We start from the raw sequence: 20,755 nt of genomic DNA, 5'->3' as shown, positions 1-20,755 counted from the left end.
GGGGCAAGTTTGAACCCGCACCTGCGACGTGCCGCTTGACAATCGATTCGGGTTGAGCGTACGGCGGCTTTTGCCGGGCATATGGACCAGCGGCAGTCCACGGAAGTGAGCGAGATGGCTAATAGTACAAGGACTTTGGGTATTTTGGTGGGCGTCGATTGGTCAGCGTCATCCCGGCTGGCGGTACGCTGGGCGGCGCATGAGGCGACGATGCGCAATGTTCCGCTGACCCTGGTCCACGTCATCCTCGCCCAACTCTGGCGTCTGAACGTTTTTGGCGCACATGCTGTCAGTGCTGCCAGTGGGCTGAGTCAACAGCAGGAAGCGGCGGGCCAGAAGGTCATTGCTGACGCCGTAAAAGTCGTTGAAGGTAGCCTCGCATTCGGACCTCGCCCCCAGATTGACAGCCGGCTGTTGCTGGGGCCACCCGTTTCGACGCTTGTCGACCTATCCAAGGATGCGCAAATGGTGGCGCTCGGTTGCCGCGGGGAGGGCATGCTAGACCGAGTTCTTCTGGGATCGGTCAGTACTGGGCTAGTCCATCACGCCCACTGCCCCGTCGCGGTGATCCACGACTTTGCTCCGGGTTCGATGCGGCTCTCCCAACGGCCGGTCCTGGTCGGTATTGACGGGTCACCCGCTTCCGAGTTGGCCACGGCGATCGCGTTCGATGAGGCGTCCCGGCGGGGGGTGGGTTTAATCGCGCTGCACGCCTGGAGCGATGCAGACCTGTTTGAAATTGGCACCACGGAATGGTCGGCCCAGGAAGCAGACGCAGTGGAGAGCTTGGCCGAGCGCCTGGCGGGCTGGCAGGAACGCTATCCCGACGTAAGCGTTGACCGCCGGATTGTGTCGGGTCATCCGGCTCGTCACCTCCTCGACGCGGCCGAGTCAGCTCAACTCGTTGTTGTCGGCAACCGCGGTAGAGGCGGATTTGCGGAAATGCTGCTGGGATCGGTGAGCACGGCGGTGGTGCACGCGGCCCGTGTGCCGGTGATCGTCGCACGTTCGTGGCAACCGACTGGCTTGCCGCCGATGTCATCGGTGAGTACCTATCCGTCGACGTGATGGTTTCACCAGACTGCGCTAGGCCATTCGCGAACATTCAGACCTAGCTTCCTCGCAAGGCCGCAACCCCCGCGGCCGTCACACTTGTAAGCCGCGGACAACCAACACCGAGAGGTTTGCATCATGCAGCGGCCCGGACCGAGTTAGTTCGACCAATTGCGCAATCTCATGGTGATGCTCGGCACCCAGTACCACCAACCGGATCGACGCTTGGTGTTCCGTCACGTACGCGACCAACTGGTCTGTGTGCACGACACGCGCTTCAATGCCGGGATAACCCACAGCCCAGTTGCCGAGACACTCTTTAAGCGAGGTGTCTAGCCGGTCACCTTCAACGTCCTTCTGGTCGCGCCCTATATTCGCCGCGCTACGCCCATTCGTCGTTACCGCCAGCAGGGGAAGAGCGCGCAGCCGCGCTTCCTCCATGGCATGCTGCAGGACCTCGTAATCGGATGTCGAGGAATCCAGAAGAGTCACAATCCAACCGGTCCGTGGTTGCACCGAGTACTGTGTGGCCGGGACGATCGCCACCGAGCAGTGCGCGGAGCTGGCCATGATCGCGGCCAGTGAATCACTGGGTCCGTGGGGAGCAGCCTTCGGGGAGCCGGCACACAGCAATCCCGCGGAACGTGACGCCTCGATCAACACCGTCCCCGGATCGCCATCGACGGTCTCCAATTCGACCCGGAGCTGACCGTGCGTAGCTTCCACCGCGGTGAGCGCGTCCTGCAACGCAGCTTCCGCCACCGCCGACTGAGCCTTGATGACGCTAGGTGTGAAACCGCGACGTCGGTCGATGACGTAGAGCAGTCGCAAGGCGATGTCGTTCCCATTCGCCTTGTCGGCAGCCCATTGGGCTGCTGCTACCGCTGCCCGTGAGCCATCGATTCCGACCACAATCGATTTGGCAGTAGCCACGTTTGCCTACCCTTGCTCTCCGCTTATCACCAGGCGTCTACGAAGCACTGCGCTACCAGTCCCGTCGATGTACACACCGCTAGTGCACCAGAACAACGGGCTCGTCGGTGGCGGTATGGATGTCGTACGCCGTGGCGGCGAACAACTCATCGGCCAGGTTGGACAGCGCACGGGCAACGGCCAACTCATCGCCGATCTCGGGAATGTTGCGGTCGGTGGGATTGACTCGGGCGATGCCAAGGCCGGTCAAACGTTTTCCGCGCCAGAGTAACCGGGCCCGAGCGCGGGTGCGCTTGCCATGTTCGTCGATCGAGATCTCAACCGTCCATTCTTTCTTCTGAAGTGGTGAATCCTTATGTTCCATGTGCCGGCCTCCAGGGTGATTCGCGGCGTTTCGCCGATTCACATTCCGATAATGCTTTCCCTAGTGGCTACTGGTCAGGGCAGCAAGTCACAGCCGATACGGCCCAAAGTCACAACGTCGCTACGCATAGAGCGAGTCAATGAGCTCCTTGTACCGTTCGGCCACCACTCCCCGCTTGACTTTCAGCGACGGTGTGAGCTCACCGCCCTCGACGGTCAGGTCGCGCTCCAACAGGGCCCACTTCTTGATCGTTTCCCATCTATTGAGCTCCCCATTAAGCCTGCCGACGTGTTCGTCGATCAAGTCACGCACCGCCTGCAGCTTCACCAGTTCGTCATAGGACTCGGCGATCAGCCCTTGTTCAGCGGCCCAGCTGGCAGTCACGTCTGCATCGAGCGCGACGAGCGCGACACAGAAGTTACGCGCGTCGCCGAAGACCAGGAACTGGCTGGCATATGGGCACAACGCAATGAACTTCTCCTCGATTGCCGGCGGCACAATATATTTCCCGCCAGAGGTCTTGAACATGTCCTTGATCCGGCCGGTGATGCTGAGAAAGCCCTCGTCATCCAGGCAACCCTCGTCTCCGGTACGCAGCCAGCCATCTTCGGTGAAGGCAGCGGCCGTGGCTTCGGACATATTGTGGTAGCCCGCCATAACGCTGGGACCCCGGATCTGGACCTCGCCATCAGCACCGATGCGTACATCCGTGCCGTCGAACGACAGACCGACAGTGCCGAGCTCGTAATGATGCGGCCGATTGATGAAACCGCCCCCTGCGGTCTCGGTGAGCCCGTAGCCCTCCAGGATCAGCAGCCCCGCGGCGTGGAACCACTCGGCGATCTCGCGATTCAGCGGCGCCGAGCCGGAAACGAAGAACCGGATCCGCCCGCCGAAGACCTGACGCACCTTGTCGAACACCAGACGGTCGAACAGCTTGTGTTGCAGGCGTGTCGCCAATCCGACGCGTTGGCCGGCACGTCGCCGCCGGTCCACATCAAGTCCCACCGCGAAGGCCCTATCGAATAGCTCGGCTTGCAACCCACCATGTTGCTGTGCAGTGGTGACGATGCGTGCGTGAGCCTTTTCGAAGATCCGTGGCGCGGCGGCCATGAAAGTGGGTTTCACTAGTGCGGCGTTGTCGACGATCTTGTCGACGCGACCGTCGACAACGCTGACGAACCCGCACGCCAGCTGGGCGGCCAGCAAAACCTTTCCGAACGAGTGGGCCAGCGGCAACCACAGCAGCTGCAGGTCGTCCTCGCCGATCACATCCAGCGCAGCCACGGCTGAACCCTCATAGACCCAGGCCTTGTGGTCTAGCCGCACACCCTTGGGCCGGCCGGTGGTCCCCGACGTGTAGATCAACGTAGCCAACCGGTCCGGGGCAATTCCGGCCACAGCGTCGCGCACACACGCCGGCTGGTCGGCCAGATGCTTCGCTCCGAGCTCGGCTAACTCCTGCAGCGTGATCACCCAATCCTCGTCGGCTGAGCCTTCGAAGATCACCACCTTGGTGATGGCTGGCAACTTGCGTCGGCATGCGGTCAGCTTTGCCAGTTGCGCGGCGTTCTCGGCGAAGACGATCCCGCATTCCGAGTCGGCAAGGATGTAGGCGGTGTCGTTTGCGTTGGTGTTGGCGTAGACGGTAGTAGTAGCGGCCCCTGCGCACATGACGGCCAAATCGGCCAAGATCCACTCGTATCTGGTGCTGGATGCGATACCGACCCGCTGTTCGGGCCGCACGCCCAGGCCCAACAGCCCAGCCGCCAACGACTCCACGCGGGCAGCGGTGTCTCGCCAGCTGACCGACACCCACTCGCCGTTTGTCGGGTAGCGAAAAGCTTCCTTGTCCGGTGTGGTCTCGACTCGATCGAGAAAAAGCGCAGCCAGGTTCGTTGCGTCGGTAGCGGTGGGGAGGTTGGTGGCGGTCATCGGTATCTTCCGTAGTCCCCGAAGCGACGGCAACTGTCGCTGGATACTTTTATTGTGCTCTTCGGCAACGCTCGAAATATCTGGTATTCACGAGAATAGTTTTGCGTCGCCCTCGACCGGGCGGCAGGTTGGCCGGCGGCGAACGACGTGGCAGGCCTGGGCCGAGCGAGCGCTGAGCACAAGCCCGGCAATATCGTGCTTTCGACGCAAGTCAGAATGATTGGGCCTGTCGCGCAGTTAAATTCGGCTTCGCATTGCTGGTTCTTCCTCCAAGGGATCTATCGCCGGGTGACCGCTGCGGGTCGAAGGGCAACGAGGACCACGCCGCCAGCGAAGATCAGCGCCGGCATCCAAGCAAAACGCCCAGCCGGAGCGAAGCCGTCAGCGGCGAGGAACCCCAGGCCATAAGCCGCCATTGCGGCACCCGCCAGTATGAGCGGTTCGGCGCAGCGACGCGCAAGCCGCATACCGAACATGGGCAGCGGGGCAGCGAAAAAGCGCCGCGCCCGCCACAACATCGCCATCTCGACCGCGGTCACGAGGCAAAGGATCACTACCCACTCCAGCCGGACCAGCCACCACGCCGCGGTTCCCTCGGTCGGTTGCGGCAACAGTCCGGACGGATAGCCGACGAGAGCCACCACGATGACCGGCACCATGTGCCACAGGTAAAGGCCCATCACATTGCTATTGGCGGCGGACAATACACGCTGCACGACCGCCGGACTCAGAAGCGCTCTTAGCAGAGGCGCGACCGCCACGGCCACTCCGGCCTGGACGCATGCGAATGCCAGCATCGCCACGGTGGGTGGCGAGGTGTTTTGAACCGCTTGGCCGGGAACACCGATCATGCTGACCGGGTAGTGTGCCAACCCGATCAGCAATGCCAGCGCGGTCGCCGATCCGGCTGCGAGCAGAACGGGTCTCCGGCCAGCTAAAAGCTTTTCGCGCCAAGCGATTCCGAGTTGGTAGAGCGCGCCCCAGCACAGCAGGTAGTTCAGCGAGCCGAGATAAGGCACGTGGCCATGTACCGATAGGGCGTCCACCACGGCGGCCGCCGCCGCTAGGGCTGCCGGCACCGCCAAGCCCCAATGTCGCTGGGCAGCAATAGCAATCGGCGTCAGCGACACCACAAGCAGGTAAACGGCGAGGAACCACAGGTGCATTGCCACCGCCCACCCGGCGTAATCGAGCGCAGAACGGGCGACGCCGCAGACATCAACAACAAGCACGATTACCGACACCAGCCCGACGTACACGGCGGTCGGTCCGAGCACTCGCGCCAATCGATGCCGAAGCCAGTACCACCGCGGTATCCGCTCGACATCGCACCGACGAGCCCACGACACTGCGCTGGCGTATCCGGCCACCAGAAAGAACACCGGCACCGCCTGAAAGGGCCAAGTCAACCATTGTGTCCATGGCTGGTCGACGAGCGGGTTCTGTCGACCGAATTGTCCGCCGCTATAAGTCACACATGCGGCCAGCCAATGACCCAGCACAATGAGCACCACACCCGACACGCGGTAAAAGTCCACCGACAGATCACGGACCGGCCGCGCGGTGGTTGCTTGATCCGTCACCCGATCACCGCGTCGAGCGCGCGTGGCCGGTGACATCTCCGAACCGCGTGAATCCGACGCGAGACGGTGAAGTGTCAAGGCGCAGGCCATAACGCGCAATGAATAAAGTGGCCATCAAGCATTACCCCCCAGCCGACAACGGCGAATTGCCGCTATCTGTCGCGTGCATGGCTACAACCTGCGGTCGATGCCCAGCACCGCCAGGGCGGTGCGGACCATCTGGTTGGTGAATCCCCACTCGTTGTCGTACCAGGCCATGACCTTCACCAGCGTGCCGTCTACCACGCGCGTCATCGCCGCGTCGATCACCGAGGCGCGCGGGTCACCGACGATGTCGGTCGACACAATCGGGTCCTCGGCGACCCCGACGATCCCGCGATAGCGATCGGTGTCGGCCTCGTCACGGAAGATGTCATTGATCTCGTCGACACCGGTGGGCCGGACGGTGACTGCCACGATGTCGGCTATTGAGCCGACTGGTATTGGCACGCGCACCGCCACTCCGTCAAACCGGCCAGCCAGTTCGGGCAGTGTTCGGGTAGTGGCCAGCGCGGCGCCGGTGGAGGCAGGCAGCATATTCACCGCGCCGCCGCGTCCGCGGCGTGGATCCTTGCAGGGCCCGTCGATCAGCTGCTGGCTTGCGGTGTAGGCGTGCACCGTCGTCATCACCGCCTGCGCCACCCCGATCCGGCGCTGCAGAATCTCCATAACCGGGGTGATGCAGTTGGTGGTGCAGCTGGCACAGGAGATGATCTGTTGATCCTGGGCCGCTCGGTTGGTGCCGTGCACCACAGTGGTGACGGACTCCGTTCGGGCCGGGGCCGACAGCAGCACGAACTTGGCACCCGCTTTCAGGTGGGCCGCCAGCTCCGGCTCCCGCCGGAACACCCCCGTGCACTCGAACACCAGGTCCACGCCAAGCTCAGACCACGGCAGCTCGGCGGGGTTGCGGCAGGAGTACACCGGGATCCGCACGCCGTCGATCACCAACGCGTCGTCGTCGACACACACCGGCCGGTGATAGCGACCGTAGACGCTGTCATAGCGCAACAGGTAGGCCAGGTTGTCGAGTGGGACGACGTCGTTGATAGCCGCGATGCGGATGTCGTCCAGGTCGGACAGAACTTTCAGGGTGGCCCGACCGATGCGGCCCAGCCCGTTGATGGCCACAACTGCCATAGCAACACCTCTCCTACGTCTGCCTTTCCTGGCAACTCACATGTCCGATCCGACCATTGACAGGCACAGAGAGATAGAGAAAGAAGTCCCACCGCTTAAGGTCATTCGTCGCCGCGCTGCCCAGTAGTAGAGACGAGCTGTCGATACTGGCCGATCGCGAACGCATTGCGCACAACCTGCACGATCAAGTCATCCAACGGCTATTCGCCATCGGCATGGATGTACAGGGCACCATCGCACGCGAGCTCAGCACGCCGAAGCCGTCGTCGCCGAAGCCGTCAGCAACGCTGTCCGGCACTCCGGCGCCACCCATCTCACGATCGAAGTAACCGTCGCGAACGAAATCAGCATCGACGTTGTTGACGACGGCTGCGGCATCCCGGACAACAACCAGCGCCAAAGCGGTCTGGCCAATATGAGTCGGCGCGCCGAGCAGGACGGCGGCATGTGCCGCATCACCTCATCACCGGAGGGTGGAACTCTCGTTCACTGGTCGGCGCCGCTAATCGACTTCTAAGTTGTCAAAAGTCTCCGGGTAGCAGGGCCTAACGGCCCTAGGAAGCAGAACTACGCCGCCATAGCGTGAGAAAGCAGAAAGCAGCCATGGTGAGCGACCGGGAGAAACCATGACCACCGCCCGCGACATTATGCATGCCCGAGCCACCTGTATCGGCGAGGGCGAAACCCTAACTATCGCAGCGAAACACATGCACGAACTCGGCGTAGGCGCTCTGCCGATCTGCGGTGACGACGATCGTCTGCACGGGACGATCACGGACCGCGACATCGGCGTCAAATGCCTCGCCGTGAAATAACCTATCGTGCCGCCGTTTTCCTAGCAGGGCCAGCCATATGAACAATCAGGAACGACATTTCGGCGTCGTGGTCGGTATCGACGGGTCAACTGGTTCCGATGCAGCTGTCCAGTGGGCTGCGCGTGAAGCAGCGATGCGAAAGCTCCGGCTCACCGTCGTCCGCGCTATGCCCGCACCGACACTGCCCTGGCCCACTGTCCCAGCACTTGACGAGTTCTGCCGACGGCAGGAAGCCGACGCGCGCAGCATCATCAACGATGCGGTCAAGCTAGCTGAAGGGCGCCGCGTCGGCGGTCGACCGGCCGAAATCGACAGCCAATTCTTCTTTTCCGGGCCCGTGCCGACGCTGGTCGACATGTCCAAAGACGCAGACATGGTGGTGGTAGGTGCTCGCGGGCTGGGCACCCTGCAACGCTTGCTGCTTGGATCGGTGAGTACCGGGCTGGTCCATCATGCCCGCTGCCCCGTCGCTGTAATTCATTCCGCGGCTTCACCGACGCCGCGCGCCGTGCATGCACCGGTGCTGCTCGGGGTCGACGGATCACCGGCATCGGAGCTGGCGACCGCGATTGCGTTCGAGGAGGCATCGTTGCGGGGAGTCGGTTTGCTGGCCATCCACGCTTGGAGCGATGCGGAGATAGCGCATGTCTCGGGCATCGAATGGTCGGGGCTGCAAACGCAGGCCGAAGAGATTCTTGCTGAACGGTTAGCGGGCTGGCAGGAACGGTACCCGGACGTCACCGTGCACCGCGCGGTGGTGTATGCCAGGCCCGCCGCTCACCTGCTCGACCGCTCGGAGCAGGCGCAGCTCGTCGTCGTCGGCAGTCATGGCCGTGGCGGATTCGCCGGAATGCTGCTCGGATCGGTGAGCACCGCAGTGGCACAGGCGGCGCAGGTGCCGGTAATTGTTGCCCGGGGACATTAGCGCCGACGAATCGGAATCGTTGCTTCCTAGAAGAGATCTGGAGATTCGAGATGGATGACCGCATACGCCTGGGAAAAGTGGCGGGTTTCCGTCTGAGCGCCCATTGGAGCGTACTGGTAATTCTGTTGCTGTTCACGTGGAGCCTGGCCAGCACCCTGCCCTCCACCGCGCCCGGCCACTCGGCGCGGACCTATTGGCTGGCCGGCGCCGTCGGTGCTGTCGTGCTCCTCGCGTCATTACTGGCGCACGAGCTGATGCATGCGGTCTTCGCCCGCCGCGCCGGCATACCTGTGTCCGATGTGACGCTGTGGCTCCTGGGAGGGGTCACTCGTTTGGGCGCCGAAACGAAAACTCCCCAAGCGGAGTTCCAGATTGCGGTGTCAGGTCCGTTGACCAGCCTGGCGCTGGCGGGAGTCTTCGCGGGACTGGCCGCGGTATTACAGGTTTTGGGGGCGGCGAATGTGGCCGTCAGCGTCGCCTGGTGGTTGTCCGGGATCAACCTTTTGCTGGGCGTGTTCAACCTGCTGCCCGGTGCCCCTCTGGACGGTGGTCGTATCCTCAGCGCGTACTTGTGGCGCCGCCACGGCGACAAGGCCCGCGCAGCGATCGGCGCGGCCCGGGGCGGCAGCATCCTCGCCTACGCCCTCATCTGGTTAGGGCTGATCGACTTTTTGGCCGGGATGTTCCTTACCGGGATATGGACAGCGTTCATCGGCTGGTTTTTGCTTACCGCCGCGCATGGCGAAGAACGCCGACTTTTGACGCTTCAGTCTCTGGCCGGAGTGCGCGTGTCAGAGTCGATGAGCGCCAACCCACGCACGGCTCCCGGATGGATCAACGTGGACGACTTCATCCAGTCTTATGTTTTGGGCGACCGCCACTCCGCATATCCAGTAGAGGGCGCTGGTGGCAGCATCATCGGATTGATCACGCTGACGCAATTGCGCCAGGTGCCGGTGATGGAACGCGCCACGACATTGGTGCGTGACGCCGCCGTGCCGATGGACCAGGTAGTCACCGCTGCGCCGAATGAGCTGTTGACCACCTTGCTGGAACGGCTTGCGCAAAGGGGCGCCAGGCGTGCGCTCGTGGTCGATCGCGGTCAGGTCGTGGGCATCGTGACCGCAAGCGACCTAACCAGGTTAATCGACGTGCGCACACTGGCTTTGCGCAAAGCCTTCGCCGCCCAAAGTATGCCGTCAATTTGACCTGCGATAAGCCGTAGCGCCGCGGGACAAAACTTCAGTTGCGCCAAGCATTTTCAGCTGCGCCGCCAGATCCGCGACGCTGATGCCAAAGGTCTCGCGCACGGTGGGGCCCGCCTTCGGGTCGAGGTCGAAGGTGGCGAAGTCGGTGTAGAGCCGGCTTACACAGCGCATGCCGGTCAGCGGATAGGTGCAACGCGGGACCAGCTTGGCGGCACCGTCCTTGCCGAATAGCGACATCATCACGAACACGGCTTTGGCGCCGATGGCCAAATCCATCGCACCGCCGACGGCCGGGATGTCGCCCGGGGCTCCGGCGCTCCAGTTGGGGAGGTCGCCACGATAGACACCTGAAAGGCATCCATCACCGCGACGTCGAGGTGTCCACCGCGCATCATCGCGAACGAGTCGGCGTGGTGAAAGTACGCCGCACCGGGCAATTCGGTGACCGGGAGCTTTCCGGCGTTGATCAGATCGGGATCGATCTCGTCGCCGACGGCCTGCGGGCCCATGCCCAGCATCCCGTTCTCGGTGTGCAGCAGGATCCGGCGTCCGGTGCCAGGTAGTCCGCCACTGTGGTCGGCAGACCGATGCCCAGGTTGACCACTGAGCCAGCCGGGATATCGCCAGCCACCCTTGCGGCCAACTCGTCGCGGCTGAGCGGACCACGATCGAGATGCTCGACAGTAGTCACGGCACCGCCCGTCTGCAAAAAATCCGATCAACGTAAATGCTTGGGGTGACGACGTTTTCCGGCGCCGATCAGCGCGTAGTCACCGTGAATCGGGTACTCCAGCATATAGTCCCGGCCGTCGATCGTGCGTCTCCTTCCCCTCGGCCAGCGGCGTGCCCACAGCGGTGGGACAGCAGAATGCGCCGATACCGGCACCGGCAGCGCGCAACCGCTCCGCGAGGTTGCCATGGGGAACCCAGCTCCAGTCAATGCGCCCAGTGCGGTACAGCCGGTCGAATACCCACGAATCATGCTGGCGTGGAAAAGAACACATGATCTTGCGGACTCGCCTCGCGGCCAGCAATGCAGCCAGTCCGGTGTCACCGTTTCCGGCGTTGTTACTCGCCACCGTCAGATCGGTTGCACCTTGCTGGATCAAGGCGTCGATGAGTGTTGCGGGCATGCCCGCCATGCCGAACCCGCCGATCAAAACGGTGGAGCCGTCTTTGATACCGTCGACGGCGGCTGCAGCTGAGTCGGTGATGACAACGGTCATGTTTTGCGCTTCCCCAGCTTCGCCAGCACGTCGGCGATCCGGCCGGGTTGCTCAGCGGGCACCAGGTGAGCGGCGTTGGCCACTTGGACGAACCGCCCGCGCGCAACCTTGGCGGCGATGATGCGCACCGAATCCGGCGGCGTCGCGATGTCGTGTGCACCAGCCACAGCGACGATCGGGGTGTCGATTTCACCGAGGCGGTTGCGGGCATCGAATTCGGCGAGCGCCTCACAGGTACGGGCATAGCCGTCGTCGTCGACCTGCCGCAACGTCTCCAGTAGCGCCCGTGCCGAAGTGGGATCTCGCTCGAAAAACCCCGGCGCGAACCACCGCCGCACCGACAAGGCCACGACCTCGCCGGTGCCGGCCGACCGCACCACCTGCGCTCGGCTCTTCCAGTCGTCGGGATCGCCGATTCGTGCCGCGGTGCAGATGAGCGCGGCGGAAACGATGCGTTCACGATGTCCGAGCAATAGCTGCAGCCCGACCGCACCGGCAACCGAGACGCCCGCATAGATGAATCGGCGTGTGCCGATTGTGTGATCCAAGAACTTGACGACGCCGGCAGCCAACTCTTCGATGGTGAAGGCGCTGCGCGGTGGTGGGCTGTTGCCATGGCCGGGAAGATCCCACCCGACGACGTGGTACATGTCCGCCATCCGTTCCACCGATGCGGCCCATAACGCGTGCACCGATGTGCCCAGCGACGGCCCCACCACCAAGGTCGGTAGGCCGGGTGCGCCGCCCAACTCCGAGCCGCGGATGGTGGGCGGGCTCACGAGTTGTCCTGCAGTATCGACCGCGCCCGTGTCAGGCTTTCGTCGACGACACGGTCGACGGCGCCGAAATAGGTTGCCGACGGGTGCTTCCCGACGAAATCGGCGATAGTCCGTTGCTCACTCGAAACATGCTCTGCAGCACGGTTTTCAGCCATCCGACCCGAATTGATTTGCAGACCGGCCAGCAGCTCGCTGCATTGTGAGCCGGCGACGACCGTGCGGCGAGCCAAGGTGCGCAACGTGTCCCATTCGGCATGCCAAGAGCCATCTGGGCGTTCGTCGTTCGCCAACGCCGCCGCGGTGTGCAGTGTCGCGGCAAGTGGGGGTGCGGCGATGGCGGCCCGCCGAATCAAGATGGACAGCAAGGGATTGCGCTTGTGCGGCATTGTCGATGATCCGCCCCGGTTTGCGCCGCCGGGTTCGCTCAGCTCACCGATCTCGGGGCGGGCCAGGATAACGACGTCCGACGCGATATGGCCCCAGGCGTCGGTACACCCGACCAGTGCATCTGCGGCGGCGGTCACCGGTGTCCTGGTGGTATGCCAGGGCATTCGGGCGTCCAAACCCATTGCACTGGCCACAGTTTGAGCGAGCCGGACCGACGTCTCCGCAGGGTCGTCGGTGCTGCCGGCAAGCGTTGCCAACTCCGTGGTGGCGGCCAATGTTCCGGCGGCACCGCCGATCTGGGCGGGGGTAGCAAGCGCGGTTAGTTGCCGATAGGCGTCGATGACACCGTTCAGCCACCCGGCGGCTTTCGCCCCGAACGTCGTGGGCACTGCGTGCTGGGTCAGGGTGCGGGCCATCATCGGCGTGCTGCGATGGGTTGCCGCAAGCCCGGATAATACCGAAATCTGTTCCACCACCAGCTTTCTCAGATGTTCGACAACCGCCCGGATACCCAGCATCAGCGCGGTGTCGAGAACGTCCTGGCTGGTGAGGCCGCGGTGGACCCACCAGCGCACCGCCGGTGCGGCCCGTTCACGCAGCAACGCGACCAGACCGGTGACCGGATTGCCGCCGTCCTCGGCAGCTTCGGCAAGCGTGTCGCAATCCTGCTCCCCTACCAGCTGCGACAGGTCAACGCTGGCGCACCCGACGGGGGCAAGGCCGGCGTCGACTAAGGCCTTCAGCCAAGCAGATTCCACCGCGACCATCGATTGCAGCAGCGCCCGGTCGGTCATGAGATCGCCGGCGCGCCCGTCTCCGGGCCACAGCAAGTTGGTCATCGGCGACCACCGCGATGATCCAGAAATACCGTCTCGTTGCGGCCCTGAACGTGGATGTCGAAGCGATACACCGCATCGGCTTCGCCGATGCAGATCAAGGTTCGGCGGCGGGCGGGGTCCAGACCGGCCAGCAGCGGATCGGCCTCGAAGTCGCCGCCCGGCAAATATGCCCGGGTGAACAACCGGTTCAGCAGTCCCCGCGCAAACACCGCGATCGCGAAGAACGCTGGTCGCCCAGGAGTCGCTGACCCCGGCGCCACCGTGCTGAAGCGGTAGCGCCCGCCTGGGTCGGTCGCCGACCTGCCCCACCCCGTGAACGTCCGGCCGTCGCGTCGCAGTGAGCCCGGCTGTTGGACGACATTGCCGTCGGAGTCGGGCTGCCACAGTTCCACCAGCGCGTCGGGGACTGGATCGCCGGCGCCGTCGTAAACCATTCCGTGTAAGTGGACGGCGCCCGCGTGGGCGTCGGTGACCAAGGCGCTGTCGCCGTCATATGGCAAGGCGCGGTGAAAGAACGGGCCGACCGTTTGCGCCGGGGTCTCGACCAGGCTAGCCATCGGTCGCAGTCCAAGTTCCACCCAGCACGATGTCCCAGCGGTAGCCGGTCGCGTATTCGGGCACCGTGACGGCATGGTCATAGGTGGCGATCAGCCGGCTGCGGGCAGCGGGGTCGACGATGGATTGAAAGATCGGGTCCAACCCGAAGAGCGGATCGCCCGGGAAATACATCTGGGTAACCAACCGCTGCGTGAAAGCCGTTCCGAAGACGGAAAAGTGGATATGCGCCGGGCGCCAGGCGTTGTGGTGATTGCGCCAGGGATAAGGGCCGGGCTTGATGGTCAAAAACCGGTAGCTTCCGTCGGGTTCGGTCAGGCAGCGGCCTGCGCCGGTGAAATTCGGGTCCAGTGGGGCTGGATGCTGGTCGCGCTGGTGGTGGTAGCGGCCACTGGCATTTGCCTGCCAAATCTCGACGAGCTGGCCCGCCACCGGTCTGCCCGCTGTATCAACTACCCGCCCGGTCACGATGATGCGCTCCCCGATCGGCTCTCCGGCATGGCCGGCGGTGAGGTCTGCGTCGAGCGGCTCGACGTCGCGATGACCGAAACACGGAGCCGAACGCTCGATCTGCTCCGGGTCCACGCGGACGAACGGAGATTCCGGATGGCGCAACGCGCTACTGCGGTAGGGCGGGTAGTTCAGCCGCGGCTGGGTTTCTCCCCCCTGGTAGCCGGCTGCGATGCGCGCGACCTCCGCTGTGATGTCACGTTGGGATCCGACGCGCTCCGCTGCAGCTTCCATTAAGCGTGACGCTAACCATCCAACCGGGCGGGCTCAACCAGATTGACCGCAATAGCCTTAAGCCGTGCCACATGAGTATGTGTACGACCAGGGCTTCGCCGAGGAGCGGGCGCGGCTGGCCGGTATTGAGAGCCTCTGGGATCCCGGCAGCCAGGCCCTGCTCGACGAGCTCGGCATCGCCGCCGGCTGGAGATGCCTCGAGGTCGGGGCGGGTGGCGGCTCACTGGTGCAGTGGATGGCCGACCGCGGCGCCATGGTCACGGCGATCGACATCGACACGCGGTTCATCGAACCGCTCGCCGGCGACGCGATCGTCATCCGCCGCCTGGATCTCCGCACCGACGAACTGTCGAAAGACGAGTTCGACTTGGTGCATGCCCGGCTGGTGCTCGAACATCTCACGGAGCGCCGCCAGATTCTCGCGCGGCTGGCCGCAGCACTACGGCCTGGCGGCTGGCTGGTTGTCGAGGACTACGACTGGACCGGGTTCGGACTCGACGACGCCGATCCGCAGTTCGAGCGGGTTACTGAGGCGATCATCACCTTCATGCAGCGAGCCGGCTTCGAACCGCGCTATGGCCGCCGCCTCTTCGACGACATGGCCGCCGCGGGCCTGTCCGACATTCGCGGTGAGGGGCGCGCTCGGGTGATCGACTCCAGCTCGCAGAGCTTCGACTTCTTCAGGTTGTCTTTCGAAAGCGTGCGGGACGCTGTTGTCCAAGCCGGCCTGCTGTCGGCCGAAGACGCCGACGCTGCCAGCGCCCGCTTGCGCGAGAACAGGCGGGTATTCACTCCGATGATGATGGCCGGAATCGGTGGGCGCTGAGCGGTATTCGGCTACATCGCCCGCAGCAGCGCCTTTCTGCCCTTGACCCGCAGCTTGTGGACGGTCGAGTCACGCAATTCCTTGATGCGACCGGCCATCTGGTTACCGAGCGTGTCGAGGTCTTCGTCGCTGAGCTGCACCGGCGGCGGAGCGGGGATCATGTCGCGCTCCTCTTCGTCCGCATGCGCTTCAAGCACCATCGCGAAGGAACGCCATTCGTCGTCGTAGTCGGGCGCGCTCGGCGGCGTCCGCAGAAGCACTGCCAGTTGGTCGATGACTTGGCGATGCTCGGCATGCGCGATCGCGATCAAGTCGCCGGCCGCCGACAGCGCTGGGTAATACAGGTCGTCTTCGATGCGAAAGTGGATGTCCAACTCCACGAGCAGTTCGTCGAGATATTCTTGGCGCTCAGCGCTATCCGGTGGCGTCGCGCTGATTTTCTTGACCAGCCCTTTGATCACTTTGTGGTGGTCCTGCAGCACCGTGTACGCGTTCACTTAGCCACTCCTTCCGCCGCCGCGAGGGCATGCTGGCCGTCGCCACGCAGCTCGATCATCCCGTCGTTGATCCGCGTCTGATAACACGGCAGCGGAGCCGCCGCCGGGCCACGCAGCACCTCTCCGGACTCGACATCGAAACGCGAACCGTGCCATGGGCATACGATCCGGCCCCGATCGATCCAGCCGTCGGCCATCGGTGCGGCCAGATGCGGGCAGAACTCGCCGAATGCCGTCACCTGCCCATCGCCATTGCGGCACAACACTAGTCCCACACCGTCCACCTCGACCCGCTGCGGCTTACCGTCATGCAGGGAGTCCACCGGCAGCACCGGCGTCCACTCTGCGGTGCGCAGCCGCTTACCGGATTGGTCGATGCCGATACCTGATTCGAACACCAATGCACCGCCCAGGTAGCCGCTGCCGACGGTGATTCCGTACCCGACGGCGCTGACCGCGATTCCCCACACGTGGCGGCCGCGGCGGCGCTCCCACCACGACACCATGTAGAGGACCGTGGCCACAAGGTTCAGTACGCCGTGCACCAGCCCGATGCGGCGCTCTTCCTCGTGAGTGTGCTGCCAGTCGGTCACGCCGGTAACCGCGGACCCGAGGTTCGCCACGATGCCCAGGCCCAGCGCCCGCGACGCGAGCCGCGACGCGTCAAGCACCTCGGAGCGGGGTCGGCCCGGCAGCATGCTGATCGCGTCCAGCGCCACGGTCGTGCCGATCGCCCCACTGGTCAGCGACGCCAACGGCGGATGGACCGGATGCCCGAGCCAGACGCCGTTCAACGTGTTGGTGACGCGGTCGCGCGCACCTCCCAGCGCGTTGTAGGCGAAGCTGAGCCCGTGCTCGAGCCGGTAACTCGGACGATCCAGCCACTCCTGACGGCCAATGAACGCCAGCACTCGGGCCCCAATCTTCTGGAGCTGACGGTCGGAGCGCTGAACCATGGGCACCGTTCCTTCCTCAGACGCGGTGGCAGACGACGATACTTTACGCAAGCCTCTGGATATGCCCAAGTTGGCGCTGACTGATCTCCGCATTTGCGGTTCGCCGGCCTTAGCGCCGGTAAGTCCCAGCAGGGCGCTTTGCTGGTTCAGTTCTAGTTCATCGCTTTACGCAGTCAACTCACAGGGAGCCCGACCGCGGCAACGGTTTGACCCACCCGTCGTCCTGCGGCATGCTCTTCTTAGCAGAAAAGCTCTCTGCATAGCAGATAGGATGACATGGTCGATCACCGGGTCTTCGACAGCGTCCGCCGCGGGGTGATTCCGGCCCACATCTACAACGACCAGGCAACCTTCGAGCTGGAAAAAGAGCGGCTGTTCAGCCGGAGCTGGATATTCGTCGCCCACGAGTCGGAGATCCCCCATGACGGCGACTACGTCGTGCGTCGAGTGCTCGGCGACTCGTTCATCATCGCCCGCGATTCTGCGGGCCTTGTACGTGCCCTGTTCAACATGTGCCTTCACCGCGGAATGCAGTTGTGCCGCGCCGAGATGGGCAATGCGTCGAACTTCCGCTGCCCCTACCACGGCTGGTCCTATCGCAACGACGGCCGGCTCATTGGGCTTCCGTTTCACCGCGAGGCCTACGGCGGCGACGACGGCTTGGCCAAGCAAAGCCAAACCTTGCTTGCTGCACCGAATTTGGCCACGTACAACGGCTTGATCTTCATCAGCATGGATCCGCACGCGCAACCGCTCGAGGACTTTCTCGGCGATTTCACGTTCTATCTGGACTTCTACACCAAGCAGAGCCGGCAAGGCCTCGAAGTACGGGGACCCCAGCGTTGGCGGATCAAGGCCAACTGGAAGATCGGCGCCGAAAACTTCGCCGGCGACATGTACCACACGCCCCACACCCACACCTCGATCGTCGAGATCGGGCTTTTCCGTGAGCCCAAAGCACAGAAACGCAAAGACGGCGCCACCTACTGGGCCGGCAGCGGCGGCGGCACCACCTACAAGCTCCCGCCTGGCGGCTTCGAAGAACGCATGCGCTACGTCGGCTACCCCGACGACATGATCACCCGGACCAAAGACGTCTGGACGCCACAGCAGCAACGGATGATCGGCGACGACGGGTTCATGATCTCGGCTGCCTCCTGTTTCCCCAACCTCAGCTTCGTGCACAACTGGCCCAAGGTCGGCGACGGCTCCCAAATCGGAGAGGACCACGTGGTGCCGTTCATCTCAATTCGCCTGTGGCAACCGATCAGCGAGAACGAGACAGAAGTGTGCTCGTGGTTCGCCGTGGACTCCGCAGCGGCCCCCGAATACAAGCACAAGTCCTATCAGGCCTACCTGATGTGTTTCGGGTCGACAGGCATGTTCGAACAAGACGACGTCGAGAACTGGGTGTCGCTGACGAACACTGCGGGCGGTTCGATGGCACGTCGGCTGCTGCTGAACAGCCGGATGGGACTGCTAGGCGACGACCGCCCGGTGGTGGAGGCGCTTTCTGCCGAATCGTTTCACGGCCCGGGACACGCGCAGGTGGGCTATAACGAAAACAACCAACGCCAGCTGCTCAAGCTGTGGGCAGATTATCTTCAGACGCCATGACGCCTCGAAAGCCCCTGCCGTTCGACGACATTCGGCACCTCCAGGCGCACCAATTCCTGGTCGACGAGGCATACTTGCTCGACGCCCAGGACTATGGCGCATGGCTGGACTCGCTGACCGATGACATCCGCTACGTCATGCCGGTGCGTGTCACCACCGCTCTTGGCGCCGGGTTCGATACGTTGCCGGGGATGGCGCATTTCGACGAGAACAAGTACTCGCTGAGCCGGCGGGTTGCCCGGTTTACGACCGAGCATGCCTGGACTGAGGATCCGCCATCGCGGCTGCGCCACTTCGTCACGAATGTGCGCACCTTCGCCGGCCACGACGACGCGCATCTGGTCGTGGAATCCGCCGAACTGTTGTTCCGCAGTCGCGGTGACGTCAACGAGGCGGCACTGGTGTCGTGTGGACGACAAGACGTGCTGCGCCGCTGCGGCGCACAATGGAAACTCGCGCGGCGCACCATTCTCGTCGACGAGTCGGTGCTGCGCATGCAGAACCTGGCGGTGTTTTTATGACAGACCAACTTGCCCAATTGATCAACGGCGCGGTAGGTGAACCGATCACCATTGCCAACGAATTCACCGAAGTGGTGTTGCGCCGAGTCGACACCCGCAACGGGTCACGGCTGTAGATCACCGCGCCTCGCTACGGACAGTGCATCAGCCTTGACGCGCTCGAAGTGGAGGCGCTCACCCGGCAGAACACCCGAACCCTGGCGGCGATGGTGGGCAACGTCAACGGCCCGCTGATGCCCGACCCGGACGAGCAACCATGACCGACTGGCTGGACGGCAAGCGCGCGCTGGTCGTGGGCGGCGGCTCAGGAATCGGCCGGGCCGTCGTCGACGCGTTCCACGCCGAAGGCGCGAAAGTCGCCGTGCTGGAACGTGATGCGGATAAATGCGACGCGGTGCGGCACGACCTGAAAAAAGTGCCGGTAGTAGAAGGCGACGCCATCACCCGCGCAGCCAACGATCTGGCGGTCGCCACTGCGGTGGAGGCCTTCGGCGGACTCGACACCCTGGTCAACTGTGTCGGAGTCTTCGACTTCTACAAGGGAATCGGCGACATCGACGCCGACGACCTTTCGGCGGCTTTCGATGAGATGTTTCAGGCCAACGTGCTCAGCCTTCTGCAATCGGTCAAAGCAGCTTTACCCGCGCTGCAAGCCGAAGACGGGTCCTCGATCATATTGACCGAGTCGGCGTCGTCGTTCTATCCCGGACGCGGTGGGGTGCTGTACGTGTCGTCGAAGTTCGCGGTGCGCGGGCTGGTCACCACCCTCGCCTATGAGCTGGCGCCGCGAATACGGGTCAACGGTGTGGCACCGGGCGGCACACTCGGCACCGACCTGCGGGGGCTTTCCAGCCTCGGGCTGGACGAGATCCGCCTCGACGACGCCCCCAACCGCGCCCGCGACCTGGCCGCGCGCAACCCGCTCAACGTTGCGCTGTCTGCCGAAGACCACGCGTGGAGTTTCGTGTTCTTCGCCTCGGACCGGTCGCGCGGCATCACTGGTGAAACCGCGCACCCGGACGGCGGGTTCGGCCTCGGAGCGCTGTCGTGACGGACCTGCAGGAGCAGCGCGCGTTGGTCGCCCAAGCCTGCCGGGTTGCGGCGGCCCGCGGATTGGTTGACGGCATTCTCGGTCACCTCAGCCTGCGCGTCGACGACGAGCGGCTGCTCGTCCGCTGCCGCAGCGACACTGATACCGGTGTGGCGTTCACCCGGCCCAGCGACATCCGGCTCATCCGCTTCGACGGCACCGAGGGCGCAGCCGGCGAACTCGACGGCTACCGGGTGCCCAACGAGCTTGCCATCCACGTCGAAACGCTGCTCGCGCAACCACATCAGCGTGCAGTCGCCCATCTGCACCCCGCGGCCGTCGTCGCCGCCGATCTCGCCGGCATCACCATGCGACCGATCTACGGCGCCTACGACATTGCGGGGGCACGGCTGGCGCGCGACGGAGTGCCCGTTTACGAGCGGGCGGCGTTGATCCGAAACTCCGCGCTAGGCAAGGAAATGGTGGCCGCGATGCGCGGTCAGCCGATTGTCATCTGTCGCGGCCACGGAATCACCAGTGCCGCAAGCACTGTGCAGCAGGCCGTGTTGCAGGCGATCAGCCTTGACGCGCTTGCGCGCATGTCGTTGCGGGTGCGGGCGGCCGGCGGCAGCCTGCGCGACATCGACGAGCGGGATTGGGACGACCTGCCTGACTTAGGCCCCGGTTTCAACGTCGACGCCGTGTGGCGGCACGAGGTCGCCCGAATCGACTAGCTGGCTGTAGGTGGTGTCAAGTCATGGGTGGTGCGTGGGGCATTGTCGC

The 20,755-nt window shown here is 64.0% G+C and carries 19 protein-coding genes and 5 pseudogenes; 11 read left to right on the top strand and 13 right to left on the bottom strand.

Going from position 1 to position 20,755, the window contains the following annotated elements:
* Positions 1–114: 114 nt before the first annotated feature.
* Complete coding sequence (locus tag ACFE99_RS00610) at positions 115–1,068, top strand: universal stress protein (protein WP_375481420.1); 954 nt, start codon at positions 115–117, stop codon at positions 1,066–1,068.
* 78 nt (positions 1,069–1,146) lie between these two features.
* Here the strand turns inward: ACFE99_RS00610 and ACFE99_RS00605 are convergent, their stop codons facing one another.
* The 5 genes from ACFE99_RS00605 to gap all read right to left on the bottom strand — a co-directional run bounded on the left by ACFE99_RS00605 (position 1,147) and on the right by gap (position 7,047).
* Complete coding sequence (locus ACFE99_RS00605; RefSeq protein WP_375481418.1) at positions 1,147–1,986, bottom strand: universal stress protein; 840 nt, start codon at positions 1,984–1,986, stop codon at positions 1,147–1,149.
* 79 nt (positions 1,987–2,065) lie between these two features.
* Entirely contained in the window at positions 2,066–2,350 is a 285-nt protein-coding gene (locus ACFE99_RS00600) for a DUF1876 domain-containing protein (protein ID WP_375481416.1), read from the bottom strand.
* 120 nt (positions 2,351–2,470) lie between these two features.
* On the bottom strand, positions 2,471–4,285 hold the full coding sequence (locus ACFE99_RS00595; protein WP_375481414.1) for an AMP-dependent synthetase/ligase: 1,815 nt from the start codon (positions 4,283–4,285) through the stop codon (positions 2,471–2,473).
* Positions 4,286–4,563: 278 nt separating this feature from the next.
* On the bottom strand, positions 4,564–5,904 hold the full coding sequence (locus ACFE99_RS00590; protein WP_375481412.1) for an acyltransferase: 1,341 nt from the start codon (positions 5,902–5,904) through the stop codon (positions 4,564–4,566).
* Between the two features lie 135 nt (positions 5,905–6,039).
* Positions 6,040–7,047 carry a type I glyceraldehyde-3-phosphate dehydrogenase gene (gene gap / locus ACFE99_RS00585; protein ID WP_375481410.1) on the bottom strand — a complete coding sequence of 336 codons (1,008 nt, stop codon included), beginning with the start codon at positions 7,045–7,047 and terminating at the stop codon, positions 6,040–6,042.
* Positions 7,048–7,154: 107 nt separating this feature from the next.
* On the opposite strand from gap, the pseudogene ACFE99_RS00580 reads away from it, so the two are divergent.
* The 4 genes and pseudogenes from ACFE99_RS00580 to ACFE99_RS00565 all read left to right on the top strand — a co-directional run.
* Positions 7,155–7,564: pseudogene (locus ACFE99_RS00580) on the top strand (sensor histidine kinase); the annotation flags it as partial.
* A 109-nt stretch (positions 7,565–7,673) separates the two neighbouring features.
* A pseudogene (locus ACFE99_RS00575) lies at positions 7,674–7,853 on the top strand (CBS domain-containing protein); the annotation flags it as partial.
* 46 nt (positions 7,854–7,899) lie between these two features.
* Positions 7,900–8,787: a universal stress protein gene (locus tag ACFE99_RS00570; protein WP_375481408.1), complete on the top strand. Its 888-nt coding sequence runs from the start codon at positions 7,900–7,902 to the stop codon at positions 8,785–8,787.
* 50 nt (positions 8,788–8,837) lie between these two features.
* Positions 8,838–9,995 (top strand): site-2 protease family protein, encoded by a 1,158-nt coding sequence (locus ACFE99_RS00565; RefSeq protein WP_375481406.1) that lies wholly within the window; start codon positions 8,838–8,840, stop codon positions 9,993–9,995.
* Here ACFE99_RS00565 and ACFE99_RS00560 read toward each other — a convergent pair.
* From ACFE99_RS00560 to pcaH, 6 genes and pseudogenes are all read right to left on the bottom strand, one after another.
* Positions 9,987–10,686: pseudogene (locus ACFE99_RS00560) on the bottom strand (CoA-transferase). The gene ACFE99_RS00565 and the pseudogene ACFE99_RS00560 overlap by 9 nt on opposite strands.
* Before the next feature lie 60 nt (positions 10,687–10,746).
* Positions 10,747–11,221, bottom strand: a pseudogene (locus ACFE99_RS00555) (3-oxoacid CoA-transferase subunit A); the annotation flags it as partial.
* Positions 11,218–12,000, bottom strand: a complete 783-nt coding sequence (locus ACFE99_RS00550) for an alpha/beta fold hydrolase (RefSeq protein ID WP_375481404.1) — start codon at positions 11,998–12,000, stop codon at positions 11,218–11,220. The pseudogene ACFE99_RS00555 and the gene ACFE99_RS00550, both read right to left, overlap by 4 nt.
* Positions 11,997–13,226, bottom strand: a complete 1,230-nt coding sequence (locus tag ACFE99_RS00545; protein ID WP_375481402.1) for a lyase family protein — start codon at positions 13,224–13,226, stop codon at positions 11,997–11,999. The genes ACFE99_RS00550 and ACFE99_RS00545 overlap by 4 nt, the downstream gene beginning before the upstream one ends.
* Positions 13,223–13,783: a protocatechuate 3,4-dioxygenase subunit alpha gene (gene pcaG, locus ACFE99_RS00540; protein ID WP_375481400.1), complete on the bottom strand. Its 561-nt coding sequence runs from the start codon at positions 13,781–13,783 to the stop codon at positions 13,223–13,225. The genes ACFE99_RS00545 and pcaG overlap by 4 nt, the downstream gene beginning before the upstream one ends.
* Positions 13,776–14,525 carry a protocatechuate 3,4-dioxygenase subunit beta gene (gene pcaH, locus ACFE99_RS00535; protein WP_375481398.1) on the bottom strand — a complete coding sequence of 250 codons (750 nt, stop codon included), beginning with the start codon at positions 14,523–14,525 and terminating at the stop codon, positions 13,776–13,778. The genes pcaG and pcaH overlap by 8 nt, the downstream gene beginning before the upstream one ends.
* 64 nt (positions 14,526–14,589) lie before the next feature.
* Between pcaH and ACFE99_RS00530 the strand changes: the two genes are divergently transcribed.
* Positions 14,590–15,351, top strand: coding sequence for a class I SAM-dependent methyltransferase (locus ACFE99_RS00530; RefSeq protein ID WP_375481396.1), 762 nt, complete (start codon positions 14,590–14,592; stop codon positions 15,349–15,351).
* Between the two features lie 11 nt (positions 15,352–15,362).
* On the opposite strand, the gene ACFE99_RS00525 is transcribed toward ACFE99_RS00530, so the two are convergent.
* Both ACFE99_RS00525 and ACFE99_RS00520 read right to left on the bottom strand, forming a co-directional pair.
* Positions 15,363–15,848, bottom strand: a complete 486-nt coding sequence (locus ACFE99_RS00525; protein WP_375481394.1) for a hemerythrin domain-containing protein — start codon at positions 15,846–15,848, stop codon at positions 15,363–15,365.
* Complete coding sequence (locus ACFE99_RS00520) at positions 15,845–16,804, bottom strand: Rieske 2Fe-2S domain-containing protein (RefSeq protein WP_375481392.1); 960 nt, start codon at positions 16,802–16,804, stop codon at positions 15,845–15,847. Before ACFE99_RS00520 ends, ACFE99_RS00525 begins: the two co-directional genes overlap by 4 nt.
* Before the next feature lie 276 nt (positions 16,805–17,080).
* Between ACFE99_RS00520 and ACFE99_RS00515 the strand changes: the two genes are divergently transcribed.
* The 5 genes and pseudogenes from ACFE99_RS00515 to ACFE99_RS00495 all read left to right on the top strand — a co-directional run bounded on the left by ACFE99_RS00515 (position 17,081) and on the right by ACFE99_RS00495 (position 20,706).
* Complete coding sequence (locus ACFE99_RS00515; protein WP_375481390.1) at positions 17,081–18,421, top strand: Rieske 2Fe-2S domain-containing protein; 1,341 nt, start codon at positions 17,081–17,083, stop codon at positions 18,419–18,421.
* Positions 18,418–18,942: a 3-phenylpropionate/cinnamic acid dioxygenase subunit beta gene (locus tag ACFE99_RS00510; RefSeq protein ID WP_375481388.1), complete on the top strand. Its 525-nt coding sequence runs from the start codon at positions 18,418–18,420 to the stop codon at positions 18,940–18,942. The genes ACFE99_RS00515 and ACFE99_RS00510 overlap by 4 nt, the downstream gene beginning before the upstream one ends.
* Positions 18,939–19,202 (top strand): annotated as a pseudogene (locus ACFE99_RS00505) (dihydrodiol dehydrogenase). The gene ACFE99_RS00510 and the pseudogene ACFE99_RS00505 overlap by 4 nt, the downstream one beginning before the upstream one ends.
* Positions 19,199–19,993 carry a 3-(cis-5,6-dihydroxycyclohexa-1,3-dien-1-yl)propanoate dehydrogenase gene (gene hcaB / locus ACFE99_RS00500; RefSeq protein ID WP_375481385.1) on the top strand — a complete coding sequence of 265 codons (795 nt, stop codon included), beginning with the start codon at positions 19,199–19,201 and terminating at the stop codon, positions 19,991–19,993. The pseudogene ACFE99_RS00505 and the gene hcaB overlap by 4 nt, the downstream one beginning before the upstream one ends.
* Complete coding sequence (locus tag ACFE99_RS00495) at positions 19,990–20,706, top strand: class II aldolase/adducin family protein (protein WP_375481383.1); 717 nt, start codon at positions 19,990–19,992, stop codon at positions 20,704–20,706. Before hcaB ends, ACFE99_RS00495 begins: the two co-directional genes overlap by 4 nt.
* Positions 20,707–20,755 lie beyond the last annotated feature (49 nt).

The organism is uncultured Mycobacterium sp. (assembly GCF_964249325.1).
Taxonomy (GTDB): Bacteria; Actinomycetota; Actinomycetes; order Mycobacteriales; family Mycobacteriaceae; genus Mycobacterium.
The sequence above is the reverse complement of the archived record's forward strand: the minus strand, read 5'-3'. Positions and strand labels throughout refer to the sequence as shown.